Annotated in this window: 26 protein-coding genes, 1 tRNA gene and 2 pseudogenes; 12 read left to right on the top strand and 17 right to left on the bottom strand. The window is 73.1% G+C overall.

All coding sequences use genetic code 11. From position 1 onward, the window contains the following. Positions 1-3 precede the first annotated feature (3 nt). Positions 4-507 (bottom strand): GNAT family N-acetyltransferase, encoded by a 504-nt coding sequence (locus O7603_RS28925; RefSeq protein ID WP_281572885.1) that lies wholly within the window; start codon positions 505-507, stop codon positions 4-6. Further along, a complete protein-coding gene (locus tag O7603_RS28920; protein ID WP_281572884.1) occupies positions 498-1,166 on the bottom strand; it encodes a TetR/AcrR family transcriptional regulator in 669 nt (222 codons plus the stop codon). The genes O7603_RS28925 and O7603_RS28920 overlap by 10 nt, the downstream gene beginning before the upstream one ends. Before the next feature lie 78 nt (positions 1,167-1,244). Here O7603_RS28920 and O7603_RS28915 point away from each other — a divergent pair, with 78 nt between their 5' ends. After that, the gene (locus tag O7603_RS28915) at positions 1,245-1,838 is read left to right on the top strand and encodes a dihydrofolate reductase family protein (RefSeq protein WP_281572883.1); all 594 of its coding nucleotides are present in this window, start codon (positions 1,245-1,247) and stop codon (positions 1,836-1,838) included. Continuing rightward, a pseudogene (locus tag O7603_RS28910) lies at positions 1,780-2,946 on the top strand (glycosyltransferase); the annotation flags it as partial. The gene O7603_RS28915 and the pseudogene O7603_RS28910, both read left to right, overlap by 59 nt. A gap of 19 nt (positions 2,947-2,965) precedes the next feature. On the opposite strand, the gene O7603_RS28905 reads toward O7603_RS28910, so the two are convergent. Beyond that, on the bottom strand, positions 2,966-4,054 hold the full coding sequence (locus O7603_RS28905) for a GNAT family N-acetyltransferase (protein ID WP_348651039.1): 1,089 nt from the start codon (positions 4,052-4,054) through the stop codon (positions 2,966-2,968). 56 nt (positions 4,055-4,110) lie between these two features. Between O7603_RS28905 and O7603_RS28900 the strand changes: the two genes are divergently transcribed. The 3 genes from O7603_RS28900 (at position 4,111) to O7603_RS28890 (ending at position 6,615) form a co-directional block, all read left to right on the top strand. After that, entirely contained in the window at positions 4,111-4,731 is a 621-nt protein-coding gene (locus O7603_RS28900; RefSeq protein WP_281572881.1) for a Pr6Pr family membrane protein, read from the top strand. A 113-nt stretch (positions 4,732-4,844) separates the two neighbouring features. Continuing rightward, positions 4,845-5,780: a phosphotransferase gene (locus tag O7603_RS28895; RefSeq protein WP_281572880.1), complete on the top strand. Its 936-nt coding sequence runs from the start codon at positions 4,845-4,847 to the stop codon at positions 5,778-5,780. Positions 5,781-5,874: 94 nt separating this feature from the next. Beyond that, complete coding sequence (locus tag O7603_RS28890; protein WP_281572879.1) at positions 5,875-6,615, top strand: SDR family oxidoreductase; 741 nt, start codon at positions 5,875-5,877, stop codon at positions 6,613-6,615. A gap of 112 nt (positions 6,616-6,727) precedes the next feature. On the opposite strand, the gene O7603_RS28885 is transcribed toward O7603_RS28890, so the two are convergent. Then, positions 6,728-7,525, bottom strand: coding sequence for an alpha/beta hydrolase (locus O7603_RS28885; RefSeq protein ID WP_281572878.1), 798 nt, complete (start codon positions 7,523-7,525; stop codon positions 6,728-6,730). A 145-nt stretch (positions 7,526-7,670) separates the two neighbouring features. On the opposite strand from O7603_RS28885, the gene O7603_RS28880 reads away from it, so the two are divergent. The 3 genes from O7603_RS28880 to O7603_RS28870 all read left to right on the top strand — a co-directional run bounded on the left by O7603_RS28880 (position 7,671) and on the right by O7603_RS28870 (position 10,488). Continuing rightward, positions 7,671-9,587 (top strand): transketolase, encoded by a 1,917-nt coding sequence (locus O7603_RS28880; RefSeq protein ID WP_281572877.1) that lies wholly within the window; start codon positions 7,671-7,673, stop codon positions 9,585-9,587. A gap of 76 nt (positions 9,588-9,663) precedes the next feature. Next, positions 9,664-10,164: an LLM class flavin-dependent oxidoreductase gene (locus O7603_RS28875; protein ID WP_281572876.1), complete on the top strand. Its 501-nt coding sequence runs from the start codon at positions 9,664-9,666 to the stop codon at positions 10,162-10,164. A gap of 60 nt (positions 10,165-10,224) precedes the next feature. Further along, the gene (locus O7603_RS28870) at positions 10,225-10,488 is read left to right on the top strand and encodes a hypothetical protein (RefSeq protein ID WP_281572875.1); all 264 of its coding nucleotides are present in this window, start codon (positions 10,225-10,227) and stop codon (positions 10,486-10,488) included. Positions 10,489-10,560: 72 nt separating this feature from the next. On the opposite strand, the gene O7603_RS28865 is transcribed toward O7603_RS28870, so the two are convergent. Next, positions 10,561-10,989: a nucleotidyltransferase domain-containing protein gene (locus O7603_RS28865; RefSeq protein ID WP_281572874.1), complete on the bottom strand. Its 429-nt coding sequence runs from the start codon at positions 10,987-10,989 to the stop codon at positions 10,561-10,563. A gap of 194 nt (positions 10,990-11,183) precedes the next feature. Here O7603_RS28865 and O7603_RS28860 point away from each other — a divergent pair, with 194 nt between their 5' ends. Together O7603_RS28860 and O7603_RS28855 are read left to right on the top strand one after the other, a co-directional pair. Further along, positions 11,184-11,753 carry a sigma-70 family RNA polymerase sigma factor gene (locus O7603_RS28860; RefSeq protein WP_281572873.1) on the top strand — a complete coding sequence of 190 codons (570 nt, stop codon included), beginning with the start codon at positions 11,184-11,186 and terminating at the stop codon, positions 11,751-11,753. An 18-nt stretch (positions 11,754-11,771) separates the two neighbouring features. After that, positions 11,772-12,737 carry a CU044_5270 family protein gene (locus O7603_RS28855; RefSeq protein WP_281572872.1) on the top strand — a complete coding sequence of 322 codons (966 nt, stop codon included), beginning with the start codon at positions 11,772-11,774 and terminating at the stop codon, positions 12,735-12,737. A gap of 532 nt (positions 12,738-13,269) precedes the next feature. Here the strand turns inward: O7603_RS28855 and O7603_RS28850 are convergent. Then, on the bottom strand, positions 13,270-14,772 hold the full coding sequence (locus O7603_RS28850) for a hypothetical protein (RefSeq protein ID WP_281572871.1): 1,503 nt from the start codon (positions 14,770-14,772) through the stop codon (positions 13,270-13,272). 147 nt (positions 14,773-14,919) lie between these two features. Here O7603_RS28850 and O7603_RS28845 point away from each other — a divergent pair, with 147 nt between their 5' ends. Then, complete coding sequence (locus O7603_RS28845) at positions 14,920-15,282, top strand: hypothetical protein (protein ID WP_281572870.1); 363 nt, start codon at positions 14,920-14,922, stop codon at positions 15,280-15,282. A 731-nt stretch (positions 15,283-16,013) separates the two neighbouring features. Here O7603_RS28845 and O7603_RS28840 read toward each other — a convergent pair. The 10 genes and pseudogenes from O7603_RS28840 to O7603_RS28800 all read right to left on the bottom strand — a co-directional run bounded on the left by O7603_RS28840 (position 16,014) and on the right by O7603_RS28800 (position 22,677). After that, complete coding sequence (locus O7603_RS28840; protein WP_281572869.1) at positions 16,014-16,172, bottom strand: hypothetical protein; 159 nt, start codon at positions 16,170-16,172, stop codon at positions 16,014-16,016. Then, positions 16,169-16,351 (bottom strand): hypothetical protein, encoded by a 183-nt coding sequence (locus O7603_RS28835; protein ID WP_281572868.1) that lies wholly within the window; start codon positions 16,349-16,351, stop codon positions 16,169-16,171. The genes O7603_RS28840 and O7603_RS28835 overlap by 4 nt, the downstream gene beginning before the upstream one ends. Before the next feature lie 264 nt (positions 16,352-16,615). Continuing rightward, positions 16,616-16,687: transfer RNA gene (locus O7603_RS28830), tRNA-Val, on the bottom strand. Between the two features lie 82 nt (positions 16,688-16,769). Further along, the gene (locus O7603_RS28825) at positions 16,770-17,234 is read right to left on the bottom strand and encodes a peroxiredoxin (RefSeq protein WP_281572867.1); all 465 of its coding nucleotides are present in this window, start codon (positions 17,232-17,234) and stop codon (positions 16,770-16,772) included. A gap of 109 nt (positions 17,235-17,343) precedes the next feature. Continuing rightward, positions 17,344-17,781, bottom strand: coding sequence for a DUF3052 domain-containing protein (locus O7603_RS28820; RefSeq protein ID WP_281572866.1), 438 nt, complete (start codon positions 17,779-17,781; stop codon positions 17,344-17,346). Between the two features lie 111 nt (positions 17,782-17,892). Next, a complete protein-coding gene (locus O7603_RS28815; RefSeq protein ID WP_348651093.1) occupies positions 17,893-20,277 on the bottom strand; it encodes a thiamine pyrophosphate-dependent enzyme in 2,385 nt (794 codons plus the stop codon). 144 nt (positions 20,278-20,421) lie between these two features. Beyond that, positions 20,422-20,760 (bottom strand): annotated as a pseudogene (locus tag O7603_RS33105) (transketolase); the annotation flags it as partial. Positions 20,761-20,900: 140 nt separating this feature from the next. After that, positions 20,901-21,305: a MarR family transcriptional regulator gene (locus O7603_RS28810; RefSeq protein ID WP_281572864.1), complete on the bottom strand. Its 405-nt coding sequence runs from the start codon at positions 21,303-21,305 to the stop codon at positions 20,901-20,903. 413 nt (positions 21,306-21,718) lie between these two features. Beyond that, complete coding sequence (locus O7603_RS28805; RefSeq protein ID WP_281572863.1) at positions 21,719-22,123, bottom strand: YjbQ family protein; 405 nt, start codon at positions 22,121-22,123, stop codon at positions 21,719-21,721. A gap of 26 nt (positions 22,124-22,149) precedes the next feature. Then, complete coding sequence (locus O7603_RS28800; RefSeq protein ID WP_281572862.1) at positions 22,150-22,677, bottom strand: hypothetical protein; 528 nt, start codon at positions 22,675-22,677, stop codon at positions 22,150-22,152. A gap of 176 nt (positions 22,678-22,853) precedes the next feature. Between O7603_RS28800 and aceE the strand changes: the two genes are divergently transcribed. Then, complete coding sequence (gene aceE, locus O7603_RS28795; RefSeq protein WP_348651038.1) at positions 22,854-25,598, top strand: pyruvate dehydrogenase (acetyl-transferring), homodimeric type; 2,745 nt, start codon at positions 22,854-22,856, stop codon at positions 25,596-25,598. Positions 25,599-25,760: 162 nt separating this feature from the next. Here the strand turns inward: aceE and O7603_RS28790 are convergent, their stop codons facing one another. After that, positions 25,761-26,207 (bottom strand): SRPBCC family protein, encoded by a 447-nt coding sequence (locus O7603_RS28790; RefSeq protein WP_091596218.1) that lies wholly within the window; start codon positions 26,205-26,207, stop codon positions 25,761-25,763. Positions 26,208-26,295: the final 88 nt, after the last annotated feature.

The following is a 26,295-nucleotide window of genomic DNA, read 5'->3' as shown; positions in this document are numbered from 1 at the left end:
GGGTTACGGCCCAGGTGGAGCGATCGGCTTGGCCATCTGCTGGGCGGTGACCCGGAAGCCGAGGCTCTGGTAGAGCCCGATGGCGACGGTGTTCGAGCCGAACACGTTCAGGCCGATCTCGGCCACGCCGAGCCGGGCGAGTTCGGCCTCGATGAGCTGGATCATGCGCCGCGCGTGGCCGCGCCCCCGGTGCGCCGGATGCACCTCGATGTTGTGGATCCAGGCCCGGTTGGAGCCGACCGGGGCGTCGGTCGGGCCGGCCGCGCCGGGCAGGGTGACCCAGATCCAGCCGACCTCGACGTCGCCGGCCCGCGCCACCCGCAGCAGTACCCGCTCGGTGGCCGCGCCGTCCGGCAGCAGCGCGGCGGTCTGGGCCGCCGTCCGGTCCCGGGCGGCCTCCGGTGCCAGGCCGCGGTGGCGGGTCAACTCCTCGGCGTACGACCGTTCCAGCGGCCCGCGCAGCCGCGCCAGTTCGTCCGCCGTCATCGGGGTCAGCGTCACGTCCATCCGGTACCACCCTCTCCTGCGCCTCCGGCTCCGTCGACCCGTTCGTCCGCGGCGTCCCGGGCGGACGAGCCGCCGGTCCCGGCGCCGGGTGCGCCGGCGACCAGGCGGGACACGAACGCGGACACCACCTCGTCGGCGTCGAACCCGACGTCGATGGAGGTGGACAGCAGGTCGAACAGGAGCCCGTCCATCGCGTAGTGCAGCAGGGCCACCTCGAACGCGCCACCCGGTAATCCGGCGGCGACGTGGAAGGCGACGTCGTCGCGGTAGCCCCGGCGCAGCGTGTCGCCGAGGATCCGGGCGAGGTCGGGGCGGCGGACCGCCTCCAGCCGCAGCTCGAACAGCGCCCGGGTCAGCTCGGGGTGCCGGGTGGTCCGCTCGACGATGTACCGGACGTAGTCGGTGAGCAGCTCCAGCGACGGCTCCCGGGCGCCGAGGCTGGCGAGCACCTCCTCGTCCGGCGCGAACCGCTCGAAGACGCGCTCGCCCAGCGCGCCGAGCAGCGCGTCCCGGGAGCGGAAGTAGTTCGAGGCGGTGCCGACCGGCACCCCCGCCTCCGCGTCCACCGCGCGGTGGGTCAGCCCCCGCGCCCCGGTCGCGGCCAGCACCCGCAGCCCCGCGTCCGCCAGGGCCGCCCGCCGTTCCACGTTCCGTGCCACGACGAAGACCCTAGCAAGAACCACAACACCTGTTGTAGGTTGAACCACGACAGCAGTAGTGATTAAGGGAGTTCCCGCTTGCGCAAGCTCGTGTACTACGTGGCCAGCACCCTCGACGGCTTCATCGCCGCCCCGGACGGGTCGTACGACTTCCTCCCGCTGGAGCCCGACGTGGCGGCCCACCTGTCGGCCACCTACCCCCAGACGTTCCCGACCTTCGCCCACGCCCACTACGACATCGACCGGGCGACGGGCCGGTTCGACGCCGTGGTGATGGGCCGCGGCACCTACGACCCCGCGTTGACGGCCGGCATCACCAGCCCCTACGCCCACCTCCAGCAGTACGTCTTCTCCCGCTCGCTGCCCCCGGCCGCCGAGCCGGAGGTGGAGATCGTCTCCACCGACCCGGTCGAGTTCGTCCGAGGGCTCAAGCGGCGCGACGGCGGGGACATCTGGCTCGCCGGCGGCGGGCAGCTCGCCGGCCAGCTCCTCCCCGAGGTCGACGAGCTGATCATCAAGCTGAACCCGATCGTCGTCGGCAGCGGCATCCCCCTCGCCACCCGGAGCTTCGACCCGCGGTGCTTCACCCTGGTCGAGACCCGGCCGTTCGACAGTGGACTGGTCATCCTGCGGTACGCCCGATCGGGGGGCGGCCCGACGAGCGACGGGTGACGAGAATGGCGCGGTGAGGATCGTGCACGTCAGCGACAGCCACCTCGCCAACATCGAGGGGGTGGCCACCTCGGTGGGCACCACGGTGGCGCTGCTGCGCGCCGCCGGCCACCAGGTCACCCTGCACTGTCCCGGCCCGCTGTCCCGGCGGCGGCGCCGGCCGGGCGAGCTGCCGTCGGTGCCGGTGCCGACCCGGCCGTGGCGGCTGACACCTCCTCGGCCGCCGGGCGCGCCGGCGGACGTGCTGCACGTGCACACCACCGGCCCGCTCGGGGTGGCGGCGCTGCGGCACGCCGCCGCGCACGGCGTACCGGTCGTGTTCACCTGGCACACCGACCTGGTGGCGTACGCGGCCTACTACCCGGAGGTGCCGATCGGCGCCGCGTACGCCGGGCTGCGGCTGGGGCTGCGCTGGCGGCTGCCGGCCCTGTGGGCGCTGGCCCGCCGCGGGCCGGCCCGGCAGACCCGGCTCGCGGAACTCGGCCGGTGCCTGCTCGCGCACATGACCGTGCTGCTCGCCCCGTCGGCGAAGACCGCGGCGGCGATGGCGCCGATGGCCGGCCGGACCCGGATCGCGGTGCTGCCCACCCCGGTCGCGCCGCCGACTCCGGACGCCGACGACCGGCGGCGGCTGCGGGCCCGGCTGGGCATCTCGCCCGACGCGCCGGTGCTGCTCGCCGTGGGCCGGGTGTCGCCGGAGAAGGGCCCGGAGCTGCTGCTCGCCGCGTTCGCGCGGGTGCGGCGCGAGCTGCCGGCCGCCCGGCTCGTGCTGCTCGGCGCGCGGCGCAACCGGCGCGCGGTACGCCGGGCGGCCCGCCGGCTCGATGTCGCCGACGCGCTGCACCTGCTCCGCCCGGTGCCGCGCGGCCGGGTCGGCGCGCACTACCGGGCCGCCGACGTGCTGGCCTTCGCCTCGACCACCGACACGCAGGGGCTGGTGCTCGGCGAGGCCGAGGCGTACGGGCTGCCGGTGGCCATGGTGGACGACGGGCTCGCGACGCGCCCCGGCACCGGCACCCGCCGGCCGGTCGCGGCCGCCACGCCGGAGGCACTCGGCGCGCTGCTCGTCCGACTGCTCACCGACGGCGAGCTGCGCGAGCGGGTGATCGCCGAGGGGCGGGCCGGGTTCACCGCGTGGACGGGCCGGCGCTACCTGGCGGAGTTGACGGCCATCTACTCGGCGGTGTCCCCACCGCCGGGGCCGACGGCGGCCGGGGCGACGGGAGTGGGGGCGACGAGGACCGGGGCGTCGGGGGCCGGGGCGTCGGGGGCCGGGGCGACGAGGTCGGGGCCGGCCGGGTCGACAGCCGACCCACCTGGGCCAGGACCAGCGGAAGGTCACGTTCCCGGGGCGCGGCGAGATAGCGGGGAGACCAGACCGGATCGAACTTCGCCTTGAACTGGCGCAGCCCCCGGAACCCGTACCAGCGCTCCCCGTACGCGTACACCGCGCGCCCCAGGCGGCACAGCGGGTCGGTGCCGGTCAGCCCGGCCAGCGGGGCGAGGCCCAGCTCGACGCTCCGCAGCCCGCGGTCCCGGGCCGCGAGCACCACCTCGACGAGCAGGTGCTCCATGACGCTGCGCGGCGCGTCCGGCCGGTACCGCATCAGGTCCACGCCCCAGCGGTCCGGGGTGGCCAGCAGCGCGGCGAACGCGACCACCCGGTCCCCCCGGCGCACCACGGCGACCGGCAGCTCCGCCAGATAGCCGGGGACGAAGCCACCCAACGAGAAGCCCATGTCGGGGCGCCCGGCCAGCCAGGCGTCGGAGACCGGGCGCAGATCGCCGACCAGGTCGGCGCCCGGCGCGACCCGGAACGTGAGGTCCTCGCGGCGGGCCAGCCGGTGCCAGTTGCGGCGCAGCTTCCCGCGGGCCGGGCCGGCCAGGGAGAAGCCGGCCAGTGGCAGGCTCGCCGCCTCACCCACGGCGTGCGCCGTGAGGCCGAGCCGGCGCAGGTCCGGCAGGAGCGAGTCGCCGACGTGGTACACCGCCGGCCGCCGACCGGCCCGGCGCGCCGCCGCGCAGAAGTCCCGCAGCAGCGCGAACCGTTCGGCGGGCGGCCCGACCGGCGGGCCGAAGGCGATCCACGAGCGGCCGCTCACCCCGTACATCAGGAAGCCGGTCCCGGAGGTCGAGAAATGGAACCGCTTGTCACCGAGGAGGGCGAGCGTGGCGTTCGGCTCCCGCGCGGCGTCGGCGGCCAGGATGGCCCGCACCCGCCGCAGCTCGTCGTCGTGGCGTCCCTCGATGCGCCGATGGTAGCGTCCGCCGCGTGTCCGGCCGGGTCCTGCGGGTGAGCACCGTGCTGGTGCTCGCCGTCGGCCTGGCGCTCTCCTTCGTCGCCGCCCGCGACGAGCCGCTCGAGCTGCTCTGCTACTTCACCGTCCAGGTGGACCTCGCGTACCTCGCGGTGCTGCTGCTCGGCGGCGGTGACCGGCTGCGTACCGCGCTCACCGTCTACCTGGTGGTCACCGGCCTCGTCTTCCTCCTGGTGCTGGCCAACCCGTTCAGCGGATACGCCATGGTGGCTACCGAGGCCGCCCGGGGCCCGGTCTCCGACGCCGGCAACCTGCTGCTGCACGCGGTGGCGCCGCCGCTGGCCGCCGCCGACTGGCTCCGCCGCCGTCCTCGGCCGGCGCTCCCTCCGGCGTACGCGGTCAGCCTGCTCGGGTACCCGCTGGTCTGGCTCGCGGCGATCCTGGTCCGCGGCGCCGCCTTCAGCCGAGCCGACGACCGCTACCTCTACCCGTTCCTCGACGTGCCGCGGCTCGGTTACCCCACGGTCGCGGTCAACGCGCTGGTCTTCGCCGCGGCCGTGCTGCTGCTCGGCCTCGCCGCGGCGCGGCTGTCCCGCCCGGACCGACCGACGGCGGACGCCCCGGCCACCGGGTGACGGGGGTCGCCGCGCCGGCGGCCGTCGCACCCGGTCCGGGTAGCCCGCGACGACGCCGCAGCCGCCGGGTAATCGGGTTGCCGGCCGGCCCGGGCGTCGCGCACCGTGAGCGGATGACGGCGTTGACCAAGAGCCGGGTCGGCTGGGCCGAACTGCCCGACCACGTCCGGGCGGCGGTGCAGGAGATCCTCGGCGACCGGGTGGTCGAGGCGGTCTCCCAGCCCGGCGGCTACTCCCCCGGCTCCGCCGACCGGGTCCGCACGGCGAGCGGGCGGCGCGCGTTCGTCAAGGCGGTCAGCCCGGCCCAGAACCCGGACAGTCCGCGGATGCACCGGGCGGAGGCGCGCGTCGCGGCCGCGCTGCCGGCGTCCGCGCCGACGCCCCGGCTGCTCGGGTGCCACGACGACGGCGACTGGGTCGCGCTGGTCTTCACCGACGCGGACGGCCGGCATCCGGCCACCCCGTGGCGCGCCGACGAGCTGGCCACCGTGCTGTCCACGCTGGAGGCGATGGCGGTGGCGCTCACCCCGAACCCGGTGTCGCACGCGCCGACCGCCGCCGAGCAGCTCGCGTACGACTTCGCCGGCTGGCACCGTATCGCCGCCGACCCGCCCGCGCGGCTCGACCCGTGGGCCCGCACCCACCTGGACGAGCTGCGCGCCGCCGCCGACAGCGGACTCGCCGCACTCGCCGGCGACACGCTCTGCCACGTGGACCTCCGGGCCGACAACCTGCTCGTCGACCCGGCCGGCGCGGTGACCGTGGTCGACTGGCCGTGGGCCTGCCGGGGACCGGCCTGGCTGGACACCGCGCTGCTGCTGGTCAACGTGCGGCTGCACGGCGGGCACGACACCGAGGCGCTGCTGCGCCGACTGCCGCTCACCGCCGACGTCGACCCGGACGCGCTGACCGGCACGTACGCCGGCCTGGCCGGCTACTTCACCGACGCGGCGCGGCGGCCCGCCCCGGCCAACATCCCGACCGTCCGCGCGTTCCAGCAGGCCCAGGCGGACGCCCTCCTCCCGTGGCTGGCGACCCGCCTCCGCTGACCCCGCTGGCGGAGATCGGACCTGGCGGTCGGTGGGGAACGAGGGGTCCGATCACCGCCAGACCGGGGACCCGCCCCGCTTCCATGATCGTTGCATGACGACACTCGAAGGAAAGGTCGCCCTGGTCACCGGTGGTGCGCGGGGCATCGGGGCGGGCATCGCGCTGCGCCTCGCGCAGGACGGCGCCGACGTGGCGCTGACCTACCGGCGAAGCGGGGACCAGGCAGCGACGGTGGTGCGCCGGATCGAGACGCTGGGCCGGCGAGCCCTCGCGGTCCAGGCGGACAGCGCCGACCCCACGGCGGTGCGGGACGCAGTCGACCGGACCGCCGCCGAGCTGGGCCGGCTGGACATCCTGGTGAACAACGCCGGAGTGTTCCTGGTCGGCGCCGTCGACGCGCTGGGCACGGACGAGTTGGAGCGGACGCTCGCGGTGAACGTCCGGGCCCCGTACGTCGCCGCGCAGGCGGCCGCCCGACACCTGGGAGACGGCGGCCGGATCATCAGCATCGGCAGCAACGTCGGCGAGCGGGCCGTCTTCCCCGGGCTCGCGCTGTACTCGATGAGCAAGACCGCGCTGACCGGGCTCACCCGCGGTCTGGCCCGGGAGCTGGGACCGCGCGGCATCACGGTCAACCTGGTGAACCCGGGTCCGACCGACACCGACACCAACCCGGCCGACGGCCCGAACGCGGCGACCATCGCCGGGTTCACCGCCCTGGGCCGCTACGCGCGTCCCGCCGACATCGCGGCTACCGTCGCCCACCTGGCGGCGCCGGAGGCCGCGTACGTGACCGGTGCGGTGGTCAACGTGGACGGTGGCTTCACCAGCTGACCGGGGCGCCGGGCGCGGCGGGATCCCGCCGCGCCCGGTCCGCCGCCGCCGCAGGTCATTGGCCCGGTGGTGCGGCCCGGCCCCGGGCCGGGCGGCGGCGGCGACCGGCGGGTCAGGCGGGGGCGACGGCGGGATGGTGGAGGAACGGCAGCACCGCCGCGGGCAGGGCCGGCGAGCTGACGATGTCGTGGTGGGTGAGCCCGGGCAGCACGGCCAGCCGGGCGGACGGCCGGTCGGCGCCGTCCCGGCCCGCGTCGCGGTGACCACCGCCGAGCAGCCCGAAGAACTCGGCCGCGTGGGCGGTCGGGATCGAGTCGGCGTCGGCGAAGACCAGCAGGGTGGGCAGGGCCAGCGCGGCCACCTCGGCGGACCAGTCGTAGTCGCGGCGCAGCAGCTCCCCCGACTTGGCCCAGAGCCGCGGCCAGTCCTGCGGCCGCGGCGCCACCCGGACGTAGCGCTCGTGCGGCGGGGTGCCGCGCATCCGCTCGCCGAACTCCTCGTCGTGGCTGGCCATGGCGGCCAGCACCTCCGGGTACCAACCGGACCGGCGGCACGGCGCGGAGACCATCACCAGACGGCGCACCAGCCCCGGGTACTGGATCGCCACGCGCAGCGCCACGCCGCCGCCCAGCGAGTAGCCGACGAGGTCGGCCTCGGGCAACTCCAGGTGGCGCAGGAGCGCGGCGACGTCGTCGGCCATCGACTCGTAGCGCAGCGGCCGGTCGACGTCGGCGGTGTGGCCGTGCCCCTGGAGGTCGACTCCGATCACCCGGTGCCGCCCGGCCAGCGCCGGCATGATCGGGCCGAACATCTCCGCGCTGCCGAACCCGCCGTGCAGCAGCACCAGCGCCCGCCCCGCGCCGTGCGACTCGTGCCAGAGCCGCAACCCGTTGACCTCGGCGTAGCTCAACCGGCACCTCCCGTCCGCCCCGATCCAACACCCGCGGTACGACCCGGGGGCGCGATCCGGGCGACGGAAAACGTCCACGTCTGATCGGGGCCGTGCGGGGTAAGCGCGGCGGCAGCACCCGGCCCGCGCAGTCACAGGAGGCAACGTGACGCTCACCGCCCCCACCGCAACCATCGGCCTCGACACCGCGGCCGACGTGGCCGCGCAGCTCCGCGTCGACTCGGTCCGTTCCAGCACGAGTGCCGGGTCCGGGCACCCCACGTCCGGCATGTCGGCGGCCGACCTGTTCGCCGTGCTCGTCACCCGGCACCTGCGCTACGACTGGGACGATCCCCGGTCACCGGCCAACGACCACCTGGTCCTGTCCAAGGGTCACGCCTCCCCGCTGCTCTACTCCCTGTTCAAGGCGGTCGGGGTGATCTCCGAGGACGAGCTGATGAACGGCTACCGCCGGTTCGGGCAGCGCCTCCAGGGCCATCCCACCCCGGCCCTGCCCTGGGTGGACGTCGCCACCGGCTCGCTCGGTCAGGGGCTGCCCGACGGCGTCGGCATCGCCCTCGCCGGGAAGTACCTGGACAAGCAGCCGTACCGCGTCTGGGTGCTGTGTGGGGACAGTGAGATGGCCGAGGGCTCCATCTGGGAGGCGCTGGACAAGGCGTCCTACTACCGGCTGTCCAACCTGATCGCGATGGTGGACGTCAACCGGCTCGGCCAGCGCGGCCCGACCGACCTCGGCTGGGACGTCGACGCGTACGCCCGGCGGGCCGAGGCGTTCGGCGCCCGCGTCCTGGTCGTCGACGGTCACGACCTGACCGCCGTCGACGCCGCCATGAGCGCGGCCGAGGACACCGCCGGGGAACAGCCGACGGTGATCCTGGCGCGGACCGTCAAGGGGCGCGGCTTCTCCGAGGTGGAGGACAGCAACGACTGGCACGGCAAGCCGTTCCCGCCGGACATGGCCGAGCGGGCGATCCGGGAACTCGGCGGCGTCCGCAACCTGACCGTGCGCGGCCCGCGTCCCGTCACCACCGACGGCGACGGCGCCAGCCCCACCGGAGACGCGGCGGCCCGGCCGGTCACCACCGAACCGACCCGACGGAGCACCCCCGCCCGCTACGACGTGGGCGAGCCGGTGCCGACCCGCAAGGCGTACGGCGACGCCCTCGTCGCCCTCGGCGCCCGGGATCCCCGCGTCGTCGCGCTGGACGGTGAGGTCAGCAACTCGACGTACGCGTTCGAGTTCGCGCGCGCCCACCCCGGGCGGTACTTCGAGATGTTCATCGCCGAGCAGCAGATGGTCGCGGCCGCGACCGGCCTCGCGGTGCGCGGGTACCACCCGTTCGCGTCCACCTTCGCGGCGTTCCTCACCCGGGCGTACGACTTCATCCGGATGGGCGCCGTCTCCGGCGTCGACGTGTCGCTGGTCGGCTCGCACGCCGGCATCGAGATCGGCCCCGACGGCCCGTCGCAGATGGGCCTCGAGGACCTCGCGATGATGCGCGCGGTGCAGGGCTCGACAGTGCTCTACCCGAGCGACGCCACCAGCACCGTCGCCCTCACCGACGCGATGGCCGGCCTGCGCGGCATCAGCTACCTGCGCACCACCCGCGGCAAGTACCCGGTGTTGTACCCGGACGGCGAGACCTTCCCGGTCGGCGGGTCGAAGGTCCTGCGCTCCTCCGACCTGGACGCGGTGACCCTCGTCGGCGCGGGCGTCACCCTGCACGCGTGCCTCGCGGCGGCCGACGTCCTGGCGGGCGAGGGGATCCGCGCCCGGGTCATCGACTGCTACTCGATCAAGCCGATCGACGACGAGACGCTCGCCACCGCCGCCGTCGCCACCGGGGGCCGGATCGTGGTGGCCGAGGACCACCACCCGGAGGGCGGACTCGGCTCGGCGGTGAAGGACAGTCTCGTCGCCGACGGCCGGGTGAACCCCTCGATGGTCCACCTCGCCGTACGCGGCATGCCGGGCTCCGGGTCACCCAAGGAACTCCTGGCCTGGGCGGGCATCGACGCCGACCACATCGCCTCGGCGGCGCGGTACCTGGCGACCGGCTGACCGTCGCCGTACGGCCGCCGCCGAGGTGGCTCGGCACGGGACCGAGCGGACGGTGATCGACGGCTATGGTGGCCGGATGCCCCGATACGCGGTCGGACTGCCCAACGTCGGGCCCTTCGCCGACGCCCGGACCCTGGTCGACCTGGCTGTCGCGGCCGAGGAGCACGGCTGGGACGGGGTCTTCCTCTGGGACCACCTGCTCTACCACGACCCCGACTGGCCGCTGGTGAACACCGTCGTCGTCGCGTCGGCGATCGCGGCCCGGACGTCCCGGATCCGACTCGGGGTGCTGGTGACGGCACTGCCACGCCGGCGGGTGCAGACCGTCGCCCGCGAGACGGCCACCCTGGACACACTCTCCGGCGGCCGGCTCGTCGTCGGCGCCGGCATCGGCTCGATGGACGCCGAGTACGCCGCCTTCGGCGAGGACCCCGACCTGCGCGCCCGGGGCCGGCGCCTCGACGAGTCCCTCGCGCAGCTCACCGCGCTCTGGTCGGGGCGGGACGTGGCGATGCCGTCCGGTCACGCGGTGCGGATGCTGCCGACACCCGTGCAGCAGCCCCGCATCCCGGTCTGATGCGCCGGGCGGTGGCCCAACCGTCCGGGCTTCCGGCGGTCCGCCCGCTGGGACGGGTTCGTGGCGACGTTCACGGACGGGGGCCGCGGCGTTCCCGTGCCGATCGAGGACTTCACCGACGTGGTGCGCTTCGTCGCGGCCGAGCGCGGCTCACTGGACGACTTCGACGTCGTGCTCGAGGGCTGGACGACGCCGGAGAACGCGTCGGAGGTCGTCGCGCCGTACGCGGCCGCCGGCCTGACCTGGTGGATCGAGGCCATGGGCTGGTGGCGCGGCGACGTGGACGCTGCCCGGGACCGGATCCTGGCCGGCCCGCCCCGCTGACCCGGTCACTCCCCCGGGCAGGCGCCGCCGTCGGTCGGCTCCTGGGCGACGGGATCGAACGGCGCCTGCCCGCTAGGCGGGCGACCGGACGGCGGCCGACAACGCGGCCAACAGACCCTCCGGGTCGTGCACGATGCGGTGTCCGTCGCCGACGACGCGGCGGGTGCCCGGGTCGACCGGCTCGGCGGCCGCCCAGCTCACCGGGACGACGCCCATCTCCACCTCGAACCCGGACGGGCGCCGCACCCGGACCTCCCGGAGCGGCCCCCACTCCGCGAGCCGGACGACCTCACCGCCGAGAAGGTCCGCCCAGACTCCCGCCTCCGCATGACGCGGATTGTCGGTGAGGACCACGAGGTCGACGTCGGAATCCATCCGCGCGGCTCCTCGTGCCCAGGAGCCCACGACCAGCACTCCACCGACGTCCGTCTGAGCGGTCGCCCACCGGGCCACCGTCTCGATCACCGATCGGACCTCCAGTGACCGCTGCTCCGTCACCACGTGGCCGTCGCGTCCTTGCCGTCCGGGTCGACGCGGCCGATGTACGTGTGCGGGCCGGTCCGCCCCACGGAGGTGATCGCCGAGGTGAGCTTCTTCAGGCTGTCCGCCCGACATCGCTTGTCCTTCCTGGCTCGGTAACACCCGCGGTTCCCCGTACGAAGAGAGGGTGTAACGGCTATCAGAGAGGACAGCCTGTGCATGACCCCAGCCCAGCGGAGGATGACATCTCCGACATCGGAGTCGATCCGGCGGCCCTCGAGGTCTTCTACCGGCGGCACGTGGAGGCGGTGGGCCGGTTCGTGGCGCGGCGGGTCGACGACCCACACCTCGCCGCCGATCTGACCGCCGACGTGTTCCTGGCGGTGATCGAATCGGCGGCCGGTTACCGGCCAGACCGGGGTAGCCAGATTGGCTGGCTGTTCGGGGTGGCCCGCAACGTCATCGCCGACGAGCGACGTCGGGCGGCCCAACGGCTGCGGGTGACCGGTCGAATGGCCGGACGACGGGACCTGGACGCCGACGACATCGCCCGCATCGAGGAGCGGATCGATGCCGAGTCGGCGGCCCGGCGTACCTACCGGGCGCTGCGCGAACTGCCCGAGGACACCCGGGCGCTGGTCGAGCTCGTCGCCGTGGACGGCCTCGCCGTCGCCGAGGCAGCGACCGCGCTCGGGATGTCCCCGGTCGCCGCCCGGGTGCGCCTGCATCGTGCCCGTCGCACCGTCCGTGCCGTGCTCGCCCGCCCGGCCACCATCCTCGCATGATGAAACGGAGATGACGCTATGACCAAGATCGAGCAGTCGCCGCACGGTTTCGAGGAGCAGCTCCTCACGGATCTGAAGGCACACGTCGTCCGGCGCGCCGAGACGGTTTCGGCGGCCCGTCCGGTCGGACACCGGACCCGGTTCTTGCGAGGTTGGCGTCTCGCCGGGGCTTTCGGGCTGGCGGTCGCACTAACCGCCGGTGGCTTGGCGGTCCAGACGATGGGGGTGGGCAACGAGCCGCCGCCCACGGCCAGCGCGTCGGAGATCCTCCGACTGGCGGCCGATGCCGCCCGGCAGCAGCCCGAACTCACCGCCCGACCGGACCAGTACGTCTTCACGGAGAATCTGGCGACGTCGCGGGAGATGCCGGGCAGCGGCCCCTACGTCACGGTACGGACGCAGAGGTGGGCGTCGGCGGGCGGAGTCGCGCACACGCAGGCACGTTACCGACCGGAGACCGAACCGAACGGGTGGAGCGAACTGAAGGTACTCCGCCCGGGCGATCCCGCGCATCCTGGCAAGGAACTCGATGAACTCCCGTCGCCCGTATACCACGGCGACCTGCCGACCGATCCGGACGCGCTGCTTCGATACCTCCGGGAACACCCGGTCGACCTGCATCTCCCCGAGGCAGCCGACGAGGAGGCCGTGTACGGGGACGAGAGCATGCCGTACACCACCGCGCGGTCGATGCTCGACGGCTACGTGCCGCCCCGGGCGCTGGCGGCGCTGTTCGAACTACTGGCGCGGGAGCCCGGAGCAGTCGTCATATCGGGCGACGTCGTGGACGCCGCCGGCCGGCACGGGGTGGCGATTCGGATGCCCGGCGTGATCGGCGGCAACGTCGACTTCATCTTCGACCGGGATACCCACGTCTACCTCGGCATCCGCATGTCCGTGGTGCGCGACGGCAAGGAGTCGATGGACTCGGCCGCCGCGCTGCTCCGGATCGCGATCGTCGACCGGCCGGGCCAACTGCCCTGACCAGTGGCGGCCTCGCCCCCGGCCCGATCGGATCCCGCGCTGCTGCAACGAGACGGAGGGCCTGGCCTTGTGATCGGCTCCCCTGCTGTCAATCGTGGTGGGCGCGGCCGGGCGTCCACCCGGGTCGTCACTCGGCTAGTCACCCAGGCACGGCGGTGTGGTCCTGGCCACGGCAGCGTTGACCGCGCAGGAACCCGAAGGGAGTGGGACTACCAGCTGCTGCAAGACGGGCGGTCCCTTGCTTTCGGGGAGGAAGGCCAGCTCAACCAGTCATCGGTGATCGGCGTGCCCGCGTTCCGGCTCGTCGTGGCCGCGCCTAGCGCTGGCTTCCCCGACCCGCGACCTGTCGACCCGTGTGCAACAGATCAGTCCGACATCCGCGGCCACTGGGCACAGCATCGTTGTCGATGCTGACGGTCCGCTCGACCAAGTCGCCGGGGAGGCCCTGTACCTGTGGACGCCGACCGTGATCCGCGTATCGACCGCGCCTACGGAAGCGCCTTCGGCCACGGTATGGTGACGCAGTCGAACGTCACAGGCCCTCTGCCGGCGTCGTTTTCGCTCGCCAGTTCTTCCAGCCCTGGGGCACTAGTTCTCGTTCAAGCGGCCTAACTTGCATTTGGTGACCCGGAACGACCGAATGCCGCGGCTGCGCCATCGGATGGACGGCCGGGAGGGATACAGCCGCCGGTACGGTGGCCTGCCGCCGACGGCGCAGCCAAGCCACTGCCGAGAGCACCAGAACGAGAGCGACGACGGTCCGTAGGGTCGTGACGAAGACCTGCGGGCCCGACCCGTACAGCAGAGCGCAATGGGCGAGACCGATCGCGAACATCACCCGGGCTGTTGTCAACGAGGCGAGCGCCAGCACCTCCGCGGCAGCCATCGCCGCACCGAACAGCAGAGCGAAGAGAATCAGCCCGACGGGCCCGTAGTAGGCGACCGCAGTCCCGAGGATCGTTGGCAGCCAGTCAACATGCTGGCTCAGCCCGAACGCGGCGTCGATGTACGCCTCCTCGTTGCGTTGTTCCAGGCTGCGGCTCGCCACTTTGTCGGGGTTGAGGACGCTGGGCATCAGCATGGCGATGTTGTTCCCGACCGTCTCCATTCCGACTGGTTCGCCTGATCCTCGAAGACTGTCGAAGATCATCGCGCCGAAGGTGTTGCCGTCAAACCGGTACACGAGGTCGTTCAGGATCGCTTCACGGCTGCGTTCGGTGTGGATTTGCGCGGCCCCGTCAAGCAGCGCATCAATCCGCTCGCCGCTGCCCTGGCCGGCCTCGAAAACCTCCCGGCCCGCCACTGCCCGCGTGGAGGAGATGAGCGCGGTGAACCCGGACACGACCACCAGAATCAGAGCGATCTGCCGGCGGGACGGCCGAACCCCGTGCAGGGCGGCACCGACCAAGGTGAGCAGCGCCGCGAACACGATCATCGCGCGAGTGCCTGCCACAGCTAGGACCGCGCCCTGCGCCGCCAGAACCGGAACGAGCCAGCGCATCCCCCACCTAACCAGCACCACCGCACCGAGCACCGCGACCAGCGGCACCAGGAACTCGCTGGCGAGCGCTACCAGAGCTCCGTCACGCTCCGGTACTACTTCGCCAGTCTCCGCTTGCGCTGGCGCCACGGCCTGCAACGCACCCCGACCCGCGAACGTCGCCGCCACGAGCGGCACGACAAGGACCAACAACCATGGCAACCGCAGCCTCGCCAAGCCGTCCTCTGAAGCGGCGTGGGCAGGCTTGCGGATACGGCGGACGACGATCATCGCGTAGCTGATCGCATAGGCGCAGATCGCCGTCGACACGAGCAACATCCAGTCGTCGATGTCGTCCTGGTCTAGGAAAACGCGGAAAATGTTCCGCTCCGGCCAAAGCCACTGCATGACCTCCGTGCCGCCGTGGAAGCCCACGGCCGCCAACAGGAGCAGCGCCCCGGGTCTGCGCATCCAGTCACCGCGGATCGCTACATGGACACCGACGACTGCCGCCGCTTGCAACGTCAATCCGATAAGCACCGACACCGTCAGCATCGTTGGCCCCCAGCCCTCCCGGACCTGCCTGCCGAATCGGCGGCGGCTGGGCCGGCCCGGTATTCCCGGCCACCGAGTGTCCCAACGCTCGGACCTGCACGTACGTCACTCCCGCGCGGCGCGGCGGTAGCACGAGGAGATTTCACGGTGGTCCGCCTGCTCGACTCGACGCTGTTCACGATGGACGACCTGCTGATCCAGTTCATCGGCACCGCCCGGGCGGAGCACTCCATCCACTACACGGTGTCGTCGCCGGGCAGCGCACACGAAGGCCGCTTTACGAACGCGATGTGCTCCTCGAACGGGGCGTACCGCAAGGTCTTCGACGTCGCCTGCACCTCGGGCGCTCCGGTGATCTTCTCCGCGCAGGCAGCGTTCGCCACGGGCGACATCAGCGGGGTCGTCATGATGAGCCTGCCCGGTGGGCCTTCCTCGCAGGCGTCACCGCTGTCAGCATCCTGTCGTCGACCCTCGCGGCGGACATCACCACCACGTCCGCGACGACGGTGACGCCGATACCGCGCCGCTGTCGGACGCCCCCGGCTTCGGGCTTCACGATCAAGGTCGGCACGGAACACGTGTACGTGACGGCCGGCGGCGACACCACCGCCGTGACCGTCACCCGTGGTCGCGGCCCCGACCTCATCCGCGCCATTCCGCGCGACGACGGGGACCTGGCCAGAGTCGCCGCGCTCGACGCCCCGCGCCGACGCCGACCCAGCTCGGCTGATCGCTGCGCACGACGCCGCTGGCGGCGGGAGCGGCAACAGCGTCGACCTGATGTCCGCCTACTCGTTCCACCGCCCGTCCCGTGGGGCGACAGCCTCCCTTAGCGGCGCATCACCCTGGCCGAGCCCCGGAAAGCGAGCACCATGGCCGACTACAACGCCGAGCTGCCCACCAACGCGGGCACCGCTCTCACGACCGGGACCGGCAAACCAGCGGCGACATCGTTCCCGCCGGATGCGTTTCATTCGCCCGCAACGCCGGAGCGGGCGCCTACACCGTCACCCTGACCGTCGGTGCACTGTACGACGGTCTGCCGTCGCCTCCCGCGTCGTCACCGTCGCTGCTGGTGCGGTCTCCGCGATCCGGGTGCACAGCGACGCAAGCGGGCGCGTGCCGATCGCCGTCAACGGCACCGCCAACGAAGTCACCTACCAGATCGTCGGGATGTGATCATGCGACCCGTCCGCCAAGTACATCGCCAAGCAGACCATCCTGGTCAACGGTGTCCGCGCCTACAACGCGGGCGACGACGTGTTCGCCTCCATTTCCTCCTCCTCGGCGTACCACTTGAAGCAGGCTTGCTGGGCCCGGCCGATGATGTTGCGGTAGCCGCGGGCGTACTCGATCTCCTGCACGGGGACGAAGAACAGGCGCAGCTCGTCGCGTGTCACGCTCCCTGACGTTCAGCATTCGGTGTCGCGCAGCAGCCGGCGAACCAGGAGGCTGCGTCGGTGTAAATCTCCATGGTGCGCTCGGATCGCTCGGCGACTTGGAGGGACAGCCGGAACGGGTCGATCCACGGCGCGAAGGGGCCGAGGTCCGTGGGTAGGTCACCGCGTCGACTGGCCATGCCGTCCACCTCCACACAGCACCCGCGCGCAATCCGTACGGTCCCGGCTACGGCCCGTTGAGGGCTCGGTGGACGCCGGTGCGGACCGCCGGGGGTGGTCCGGACTCCGGCGGGGGTGGATTCGCCCGTCTACGGGCTTCTGGCGGGCCGACGTTTCGGCCGAGCCGGTCAATTCCGCAGCGCGTAGGCGAGTGCTCTGTGAGCGGCTAAGCGTACGGATCGTGCTGTGCGCCACTAGCGTTTTCGCAGGTGGGAGGGGGTTTGTGGGCGCGGCAGGTTTCGAACCTGCGACCCCTCGCTTGTAAGGCGAGTGCTCTCCCACTGAGCTACGCGCCCGGAACGCCCGTACGGCGGGCCGGTGGCTGGCAAGCTTACCCTGCTCGCCGCCGGCCCGGACGCACGGCGTGGCCGGTGGGGATCAGGCGACGGCCTCGGCCAGCGCCTTGCGCCAGCCCTGCTGGTCGCGGGCCTCGCCCGGCATGTTCATCTCGGCGAACCGGACCACGCCTGCCTTGTCGATGACGAAGGTGCCCCGGTTGGCGAAGCCGGTGGTCTCGTTGAAGACGCCGTACGCCTGGGCGACCGCGCCGTGCGGCCAGAAGTCGGCGAGCATCGGGAACTGGTAGCCCTCCCGGTCCGCCCACACCTTGTGGGCGTAGACCGAGTCGACGCTGACGGTCAGCACCTGGACGTCGTCGTTGACGTACTCGTCGAGGTTGTCCCGTACCTCGCACAGCTCGCCCTGGCAGATGCCGGTGAAGGCCAGCGGGTAGAAGATCAGCAGGACCGTGCGCTTGCCGCGGAAGCCGGCGAGCCGCACCTCCTGGTTGTTCTGGTCCTTGAGCACGAAGTCCGGCGCCTCGGCGCCAACCTCGATGGGCATGCGAGAACTCCTCAGCTGGGTGGGATGGCAACAGCCTGCTACACCCGGCGGCGTTCCCGCCGGGTGACCGAACGGCTGCCGCGCCCCAGAGGCGACGGGCGGCCGGAGTCTACTTCTTGCCCTTGGCCCCGCGGCGCAGGACCAGGCGGGCACCGCTCCAGTCCCGGCCGGCGTTGACCGTCGAGGTCTGCTGGAGCCCAGCCGTGGGGGCGGACTCGGCGATCTCGCTCGGCTCGACGTGCCCCTCCCGCCCCGCCTTGGGCGTGAGCAGCCACACGACCCCGTTGTCGGCCAGCGGGCCGAGGGCGTCGACCAGGATCTCGAAGAGGTCACCATCGCCGTCGCGGTACCAGACGAGCACCGCGTCGACGACCTCGTCGGTGTCCTCGTCGACGAGATCTCCACAGCGGTCGGTCAGGGCGTCTCGGAGATCCTGGTCGACGTCGTCGTCGTACCCCATCTCCATGACGACCATCCCCGGCTCGACACCGAACCGGTCCGCCAGGCTGCGTACCCCGTCGGCGGCCTGACCAGCGGTCGCGCTCACTGTCGCGTGCCTCCTCTTCTCATCCTGCTCGCGGCGCCTGGTCGGCGCCGTCAGGCAAAGTCCACACAGTTGTGGCCCCCCGCGCAAGTGGCGCACCGGGTGGAACGGAATTTACCGTGCCAGGAGCGTGCGGGCACCCTGGGTAATGGCTTCCTCCGAGACCAGAACCTGACGTGCGGCCGGCCCTAATGGTACAAACGAGTCAACTCCGGCTACCCGCCGCGCCGCACCGACATATCCGGCATCGACCAGTGCGGCGATCACCCCCTCGCCGACGCCGCCGGACCGGCGGGTCTCGTCCACCACCAGCACCCGGCCGGTCGCGGAGGCCTCCCGGATGATGTCGGCCACCGGCAGCGGCGCGAGCCAGCGCAGGTCCACCACCCGGGTGCCGACCCCCTCGGCGGCGAGCGTGGCCGCCGCCCGCAGCGACAGCCGTACGCCGTTACCGAAGGTGATGATGGTCAGGTCCTCGGCCGAGCCGACCCCGTACACCCGGGCCCGGCCGATCGGCACGTGGCCGCTCACCCACGCGCCCGGCTCCGGATAGCCGGCCAACCACTCGCCGTCCCCGTCGGCGTAGAGGTCCCGGGTGTGGTACAGCGCGATCGGCTCCAGGAACACGCAGACGCTGCCGTCCACCGCCGCGCTGGCCAGGCAGGTCCGCAGCATCGGCGCGGCGTCGTCCGGCCGCGCCGGCACCGCGATCACCAGGCCCGGCACGTCCCGGAGTACGGCCACCGAGTTGTCGTTGTGGAAGTGGCCGCCGAAGCCCTCCTGGTAGGCCAACCCGGCCACCCGCACCACCATCGGGTTGCGGAAGGCCCCCTGGGAGAAGAACTGCATGGTGGCCGCCTCGCCGCGAAGCTGGTCCTCGGCGTTGTGCAGGTACGCCAGGTACTGGATCTCGGGCACCGGGAGCATCCCGGCCAGTCCGGCGCCCAGCCCCAGCCCGAGCACCGACGTCTCGTCGAGCAGCGTGTCGAACACCCGTGCCGGCCCGAAACGGTCGCGCAGCCCCTTGGTCACCCCGTACACCCCGCCCTTGGCGGCCACATCCTCGCCGAAGACCGCCATCTGCGGGTGGTCGAGCATCCCGTCGGCGAGGGCGGCGTTGATGCTCTGCGCCAGCGTCAGCGGGCCGGTCAGCTCCGGCGGCTTGCCGCCGAACGCCTCGGCACGCGCCGCGGCGCCGGGGCCGCTGGCCCGCGCCGCGACGTCGGCCACCGCGCGGGACACCCGCACCGGGCGGCGGGGCGCGAGCGGGGCCACCACCTCGGCCGCGCCGGCCAGCTTCGGCTCGCCGATGACCTCCTCCGCCACCCGGCGCACCTGCCAGCCGATGTCGTCGTACCGGGCCAGCAACTCCTCGCCGGTGGCCACCCCCGCCTCGACCAGCAGCCGGGCGGTGGCGGCCAGCGGGTCCCGGTCCAGGTCCGCCGCGATCTCGGCCGGGCTGCGGTACGCCGTCTCGGCGTCCGCGCCGGCGTGCCCCATCAGCCGTACGGTGCGCAGGTGCAGCACGGCCGGCCGCCGGTGCCGCCGCACCCAGGCCGCCGCCTCGCCGGCCACCGCGTACGCCTGCACCGGGTCGCTGCCGTCGGCGGCGAAGTAGCGGATCCCCGGCTTGGACCGCAGCGTCGTCTCCACCCAGCCCTGCGGTGACCGGACGCTGATGCCCAGCCCGTTGTCCTCGCAGACGAAGAGCACGGGGATCCGCAGGCCGGTGTGGTCGTACCAGCCGGCGGTGTTGAACGCGGCGGTGGCGCTGGCATGGTTGACCGAGGCGTCGCCGAACGAGCACACCACGATCGCGTCGGGTGGCCAGGTCGAGTGCTCCGCGCCACCGCCGCTGCCGATCCGGACGCCGCCGCCGGGCCGCCGGGCCTCCCGCCGGCGCAGCCGCTCGACGGCGAGCCCCATCCCGACGGCCCGAGGCAGGTGCGAGGCGATGGTGGAGGTGGTCGGCACCACGGCCAGGTCGGGGTGGCCGAAGACCTTGTGCCGTCCGCCGGCGACGGGCTCCCGGGTCGAGGCGACCATTCCGCGCAGCACGTCCCGGGCCGCTGCCCCGTACGCCCAGGGCCGTTCCGTCCCCACGTCCGGTGAGCCGGCCGGTCGGGCGTCGCCCGCCTCGGCCTCGTCGGCGGCCGTGGGCGGGGCCGCGGCCGGTGTCCCGCCGCCGGCCGCCGCGCCGCGCGTCCCGCCCACCACGCCGGTCGCTTGCGGGCCGGAGTCGTCCCGACCGCCAGCGGCCGGGACAACGCTCGCGCCGTGAGCGGTGTCCCCGCCGTCGGCAGGACCGCCGGCGGTGGGCGCCCGGTCCGCGGGGACTATCGCGGTCGCCCCGTCTGCCGCGAGCGCCCCCCGGTTAGCAGTGCCGCCGGCGGCGGAGGCCCGGTCCGCGGCGAGCGCCGCGGGGTCGGCAGCGGCGCCGGTCGCCCCGCTCGCGGCGAGCGCCGCCCGGCCGGCAGCGGCGGCGGAGGCCCGGTCCACGGCGAGCGCCGCGGGGTCGGCGAGCGCCGCCCGCTCGGCAGCGCCGCCGGTGGCGGAGGCCCGCTCTACGGTGCGCGCCGCCGCGACGTCGCCGGGGTCGCCGGCGAAACCGCCGGACGGGCCGGCGGCGGCGTCAGCGGCGGCCTGGGCGGCCCGGACGCAGTAGAACGCGCCGGATCGGTAGTGGAGCAGAGCCGGGTCGGTGGGTCGCAGCGCGGCGGCGACCGCCGCGTTGCCCTCGTGCCCGGCGGAGCCGATCGTGTAGAAGCCCTCACCGAAGCTGCGTAGCCAGCGCCCGGCCAGGTCCAGCTGCCGGCTGGTGACCTGCGCGTCGAAGAGGTCGAGGGCCTGCGCGCCGGTCAGCGTCGCGCCGTCGGAGATCGGCTCGGCCGGGTCAGACCGCCGTGCCGGGGCGGCCAACGCCGCCAGGGTCTCCCGGAACCGGTCGTCGAGATCGTGCGGGGTGGTCACGTCGGACAGCATTACCGACGCGAGCCAGGTGCGCCCACCCGGACACACGCCGGCGGGACTGGTCCGGCCGCGCCGGGCACGCCGACTGGCACGTGTTCGACAACGGTCGCTGGGTGGAGTGGGGCCGGCTCAAGGCGATCGGAGGATCAGGGCTACGAACCGTCGGGGCAGCCGCCGTCCGAGACCTTCCGCACCAGTTCGCGCAGCGCCGCCAACTCCTCGGTGCTGAGCCCGGCGAACAGTCGCGAGTCCGACAACACCTGGTGGACCCGCTGGCGCATGTGCCGCCCCGCCTCGGTCACCACCAGCGTCTTCTGCCGCCGGTCGGCCGGGTCGACGCGCCGCCGCACCAGGCCGGCCTGCTCCAGCCTGTCGACCAGGGCGGTCACGTTGGACCGATCGCAGCGCAGTTGGTCGGCGAGGTCGCGCGCCGGCATCGGCCGGTCCGGGTCGAGTTGGTGGAGCGCGCGGGCGACCGCCGGGGTGAGACCCAGTTCGGCGAACTCGGCGTCCTGGTCGTGCCAGATGGCCGAAGCGACGTGCAGGATCCGGCGCACGGTCTCGCCGGCCAGCCGGGCCCGGTCGCCCGCTCCATCGCCGCCGCCCGCTCCATCGCCGCCGCCCGCTCCATCGCCGCCGCCCGCTCCATCGCCGCCGCCCGCTCCAGCGCCGCCGCCCGCTCCAGCGCCGCCGCCCGCTCCAGCGCCGCCGCCCGCTCCAGCGCCGCCGGCTGGTCCCGCGCCGCCGGCTGGTCCCGCGCCGCCGGCCGGCGCCGCGTGCTGCCTCATGCCGGCCAGTCTACGTGCGGAAACGCGCTAGTTGATCACCTCGGACGGCGCCCGGCCCGGCCGCTCGGCCGGTCGCCTCCGCCGAACGTCTCACGAACGCGAGATCTTAATAGGAAAAGGCCCCTCTGGGCGCACTTTCCTACCAAGATCTGCCCCGAACGCCCGGCGGGAGCCGGACGCGGTCAGCCGGGGAGGAAGGAGAAGCGGACCTGACGGGTCGCGTTGTCGCCGTTGGTGTCGACCAGGCAGAGCGACTGCCAGGTGCCCAGTGCCAGGCGCCCGCTGAGCACCGGCAGAGTGGCGTACGGCGGGAGGAACGCGGGCAGCACGTGGTCCCGACCGTGACCGGCCGAGCCGTGCCGGTGCCGCCAGCGGTCGTCGGCGGGTAGCAGGCCGTCCAGCGCGGTGAGCAGGTCGTCGTCGGAGCCGGACCCGGTCTCGATGATCGCCAGCCCGGCGGTGGCGTGCGGCACGAAGATGTGCAGCAGACCGTCGCCGTGGCCGGAGACGAATCCCTGGGCCTCGGCGGTGATATCGCGGACGGCCGGCCGGGGCCCGGTCTGGACGGTGATCACGTCACTACGCATACGTCGCATTCTGCCCCAGGCGGACGTCAGTAGCCGCCGCCACCGCCACCCGAGTCGCCACCGCCCGACCAGCCACCGCCGGAGTCCGACCCGGACCACCCGCCGGAGTCGGAGCCGGCCCGACCGCCGGAGTCCGACCCGGACCACCCGCCGGAGTCGGAGCCGGCCCGACCGCCGTAATCCGATCGGCCGCCGGAGTCCGAGCCGGACCACCCGCTGTGATCGGAGCCGGACCCGCCTCCGCCGCCGGGGTCCGCGCCGGACTGGTCGCGGCAGTCCCGACCGCCGCGATGGTCGCCGTGGGCCCCGCCGGCGTCGCCGCTCGGGACGCCCAGCAGATAGCCGCCACCTCCGTCGTCACGCCGGCTCACCGCCGGCCGTGGACGCCGCAGGTCGCGAAGCAGGCCGACGCCGAGCAGGGCCAGGGTCGCGCCCAGCGCCGCGATCAACAGCGCCGCCGGCGACCCGAACCAGGCCGTCACCGCGCCGGCCGCCGCGCCGAGAACGCCCACGATCGTCATCGCCGCACCGAGCACCCTCGATGGCCATCTCATGACGGCAGGGTATGGACGTCGGACAAGCCGGCCGGGCAGGGCCGATAGTCGCACAAAGTTACCGACGGGTACCTGTGTTGAGCGTCGCGTCGGGGGGACCTAGACGTGACGCCGGGTGCCACGAGGGGGCAGGATGGCGCTAGAGACCTATCCCACACACAACCGAGGGACCGCCTGTGGCTACGGAACGCAAGCGCCCGGTGATCACCGCCGGCCTGCCGAGCCAGCTTCCGGACATCGACCCTGAAGAAACCAGCGAATGGGTCGAGTCGCTCGACGGGGTCATCGACGAGCGCGGAACCAAGCGCGCCCGCTACGTGATGCTGCGCCTGCTCGAGCGGGCCCGCGAGCGCCAGGTCGGGGTGCCGTCCCTGACCACCACGGACTACATCAACTCCATCCCCCCGGAGCGGGAGCCGTGGTTCCCGGGTGACGAGCACGTCGAGCGGCGGATCCGGGCGTACATCCGGTGGAACGCCGCGATGCTCGTGCACCGGGCGCAGCGCCCGGAGATCGGCGTCGGCGGCCACATCTCCACCTTCGCCAGCTCCGCGTCGCTCTACGAGGTGGGCTTCAACCACTTCTTCCGCGGCAAGAACCACCCGGGCGGCGGCGACCACATCTTCTACCAGGGGCACGCGTCCCCCGGCATGTACGCGCGGGCGTTCATGGAGGGCCGGCTCAGCGAGGACCAGCTCGACGGGTTCCGCCAGGAGCTGTCGCACCTGGGCGGCGCTCTGCCGTCGTACCCGCACCCGCGGCTGATGCCCGACTTCTGGGAGTTCCCCACCGTCTCGATGGGGCTCGGCGGCCTGAACGCGATCTACCAGGCCCGGTTCAACCGCTACCTGCAGCACCGCGGCATCAAGGACACCTCCGACCAGCACGTCTGGGCGTTCCTCGGCGACGGCGAGATGGACGAGCCGGAGACCCTCGGCGCGATCGGCGTGGCCGCCCGCGAGGAGCTGGACAACCTCACCTTCGTGATCAACTGCAACCTGCAGCGGCTGGACGGCCCGGTGCGGGGCAACGGCAAGGTCATGCAGGAGCTGGAGGCCTTCTTCCGGGGCGCCGGCTGGAACGTCATCAAGGTGGTCTGGGGCCGCGAGTGGGACCCGCTGCTGGCCGCGGACACCGACGGCGCGCTGGTGAACCTCATGAACACCACGCCGGACGGCGACTACCAGACCTACAAGGCGGAGTCCGGGGCGTACGTCCGGGAGCACTTCTTCGGGCGCGACCCGCGCACCCGCAAGATGGTCGAGCACCTCAGTGACGACGAGATCTGGAACCTCAAGCGCGGCGGGCACGACTACCGAAAGCTCTACGCGGCCTACAAGGCGGCGATGGAGCACACCGGGCAGCCGACGGTGATCCTGGCCAAGACGATCAAGGGCTGGACGCTCGGCTCGCACTTCGAGGCCCGCAACGCCACGCACCAGATGAAGAAGCTGACGCTGGAGGACCTGAAGACCTTCCGCGACCGGCTCTACCTGGACATCCCGGACTCGGCGCTCGAGGAGAACCCCTACCTGCCGCCGTACTACCGCCCGGATGACAAGTCCGACGAGATGCAGTACCTGAGGGAGCGGCGCGAGCAGCTGGGCGGTTACCTGCCGTCCCGGCGGACCACCTCCAAGAAGCTGGTCATCCCGGGGCCGGAGCGGTTCGCCGACGTCAAGCGCGGCTCGGGCAAGCAGAAGGTGGCCACCACGATGGCCTTCGTCCGCCTGCTCAAGGACATCATGAAGGACAAGGAGTTCGGCAAGCGCTGGGTGCCGATCATCCCGGACGAGGCGCGCACCTTCGGCCTGGACTCGATCTTCCCGACCGCGAAGATCTACTCGCCGCACGGCCAGCGGTACACCTCGGTGGACCGGGAGCTGTTCCTGTCGTACAAGGAGTCGACCGCCGGGCAGATCCTGCACGAGGGCATCAACGAGGCCGGCTCGGTCGCCTCGTTCACCGCCGCCGGCACGTCGTACGCCACGCACGACGAGCCGATGATCCCGATGTACATCTTCTACTCGATGTTCGGGTTCCAGCGCACCGCGGACGGGCTCTGGGCGGCCGCCGACCAGATGGCCCGGGGCTTCCTTCTCGGCGCCACCGCTGGGCGGACCACGCTCAACGGTGAGGGTCTCCAGCACGAGGACGGCCACTCGCACCTGATCGCCGCCACCAACCCGGCGGTGGTCGCGTACGACCCGGCGTTCTCGTTCGAGATCGCGCACATCGTGGAGAACGGCCTGCACCGGATGTACGGGGAGGCGCAGGAGAACGTCTTCTACTACCTCACCGTCTACAACGAGCCGATCTTCCAGCCGGCCGAGCCGGAGGGTGTGGACGTCGAGGGGCTGCTCAAGGGCATCTACCGCTACTCCCCCGCCCCGCAGGTCGACGGGGACGCGCCGAAGGCGAACGTCCTCGCCTCCGGCACCGGCATGCAGTGGGCGCTCAAGGCGCAGCAGCTGCTCGCCCAGGACTGGGGCGTGGCCGCCGACGTCTGGTCGGTGACCTCCTGGACCGAGCTGCGCCGCGACGCGGTCGAGGCCGAGGAGCACAACCTGCTCAACCCGGGCGCCGAGCCGCGGGTGCCGTACATCCAGCGGAAGCTGGCCGACGCGGACGGGCCGAAGGTCGCGGTCAGCGACTTCATGCGGGCGGTGCCGGACCTGATCGCCCGCTGGGTGCCCGGCGACTACACCTCGCTCGGCACCGACGGCTTCGGCATGTCGGACACCCGGCACGCGCTGCGCCGGCACTTCCACGTCGACGCCGAGTCGATCGTGGTCGCGACGCTGCGCCAGCTCGCGCTGCGCGGCGCGGTGCCGGCCACCGTGCCGGCCGAGGCGGCCAAGAAGTACGCGATCGACGACGTCAACGCGGCGCCGGTCGGTGAGACCGGCGGCGACAGCTAGACCGAGTCACCACGAAGGGCCCGCGCGGTGCGCGGGCCCTTCGTGTTCGCCGGGCCCCGCGCACGCCGGGCGGGCGGCACGGGTAGTGGGCGGTGACCCGGGGTCCCTGGCGGGGACGCCGGGTCACCGCCGTCGCGGGCGCGACGCCGGGGACGTGTCCGGTCAGCCGACGGCGGCCAGGTCGGTCAGCCGGGCCAACGAGTCCTCCAGGTCGGCGCCGACCCGGCGCAGACCGAGCCGGAGCAGGGCGGCCTTGACCGGACCAGCCGGCCAGCGTACGACGATGAGCCGCACGACGGTGCCACCCTCCTCCTCGTCGGGAGTGAGTTGAACGTAGATCTCGGTGCGCGCCTCCGCCCGGGCGCCGGCACCCTTGGCGCGCTCGCGCCACCCGATCAGGGTCGGCTCCTGGTAGGCGATCACCTCGGCCTCATGCGCCGCGCCACGCCCGGCCTGGACCCGTTGCCGCCGACCGAAGCCCTCTCCCGAGAGCACCTCGGCCGCGCGGACCCCCGCCAGCCAGGCCGGCAGCTGCTCGGCCCGCTGCACCACGTCCCAGACCGCTTCCACCGGCGCCGCCACGTGCGCACTGCGTTCCACGAGGATCATTTCCGTCTTCCTCCGGTGAGGACATCCCACGATATCGGCACTCTATGCGCAAATTTGGACGTACCTGGACGGGTTTGGAAAAAGACAC

Origin of the sequence: Micromonospora sp. WMMD812 (assembly GCF_027497215.1) — a bacterium.
Taxonomy (GTDB): domain Bacteria; phylum Actinomycetota; class Actinomycetes; order Mycobacteriales; family Micromonosporaceae; genus Micromonospora.
Note: the sequence above shows the minus strand (reverse complement) of the source record. Positions and strands in the feature narration are given on the sequence as shown.

Bases quoted from the DNA above. Each gene is read 5' to 3' on its own strand.
- O7603_RS28925 (WP_281572885.1), bottom strand. From the start codon at position 507: ATGGACGTGACGCTGACCCCGATGACGGCGGACGAACTGGCGCGGCTG.
- O7603_RS28895 (WP_281572880.1), top strand. From the start codon at position 4,845: ATGACGGCGTTGACCAAGAGCCGGGTCGGCTGGGCCGAACTGCCCGAC.
- O7603_RS28890 (WP_281572879.1), top strand. From the start codon at position 5,875: ATGACGACACTCGAAGGAAAGGTCGCCCTGGTCACCGGTGGTGCGCGG.
- O7603_RS28875 (WP_281572876.1), top strand. From the start codon at position 9,664: ATGCCCCGATACGCGGTCGGACTGCCCAACGTCGGGCCCTTCGCCGAC.
- O7603_RS28855 (WP_281572872.1), top strand. From the start codon at position 11,772: ATGACCAAGATCGAGCAGTCGCCGCACGGTTTCGAGGAGCAGCTCCTC.
- O7603_RS28850 (WP_281572871.1), bottom strand. From the start codon at position 14,772: ATGCTGACGGTGTCGGTGCTTATCGGATTGACGTTGCAAGCGGCGGCA.
- O7603_RS28835 (WP_281572868.1), bottom strand. From the start codon at position 16,351: ATGGCCAGTCGACGCGGTGACCTACCCACGGACCTCGGCCCCTTCGCG.
- O7603_RS28825 (WP_281572867.1), bottom strand. From the start codon at position 17,234: ATGCCCATCGAGGTTGGCGCCGAGGCGCCGGACTTCGTGCTCAAGGAC.
- O7603_RS28805 (WP_281572863.1), bottom strand. From the start codon at position 22,123: ATGCGTAGTGACGTGATCACCGTCCAGACCGGGCCCCGGCCGGCCGTC.
- O7603_RS28800 (WP_281572862.1), bottom strand. From the start codon at position 22,677: ATGAGATGGCCATCGAGGGTGCTCGGTGCGGCGATGACGATCGTGGGC.
- O7603_RS28790 (WP_091596218.1), bottom strand. From the start codon at position 26,207: ATGATCCTCGTGGAACGCAGTGCGCACGTGGCGGCGCCGGTGGAAGCG.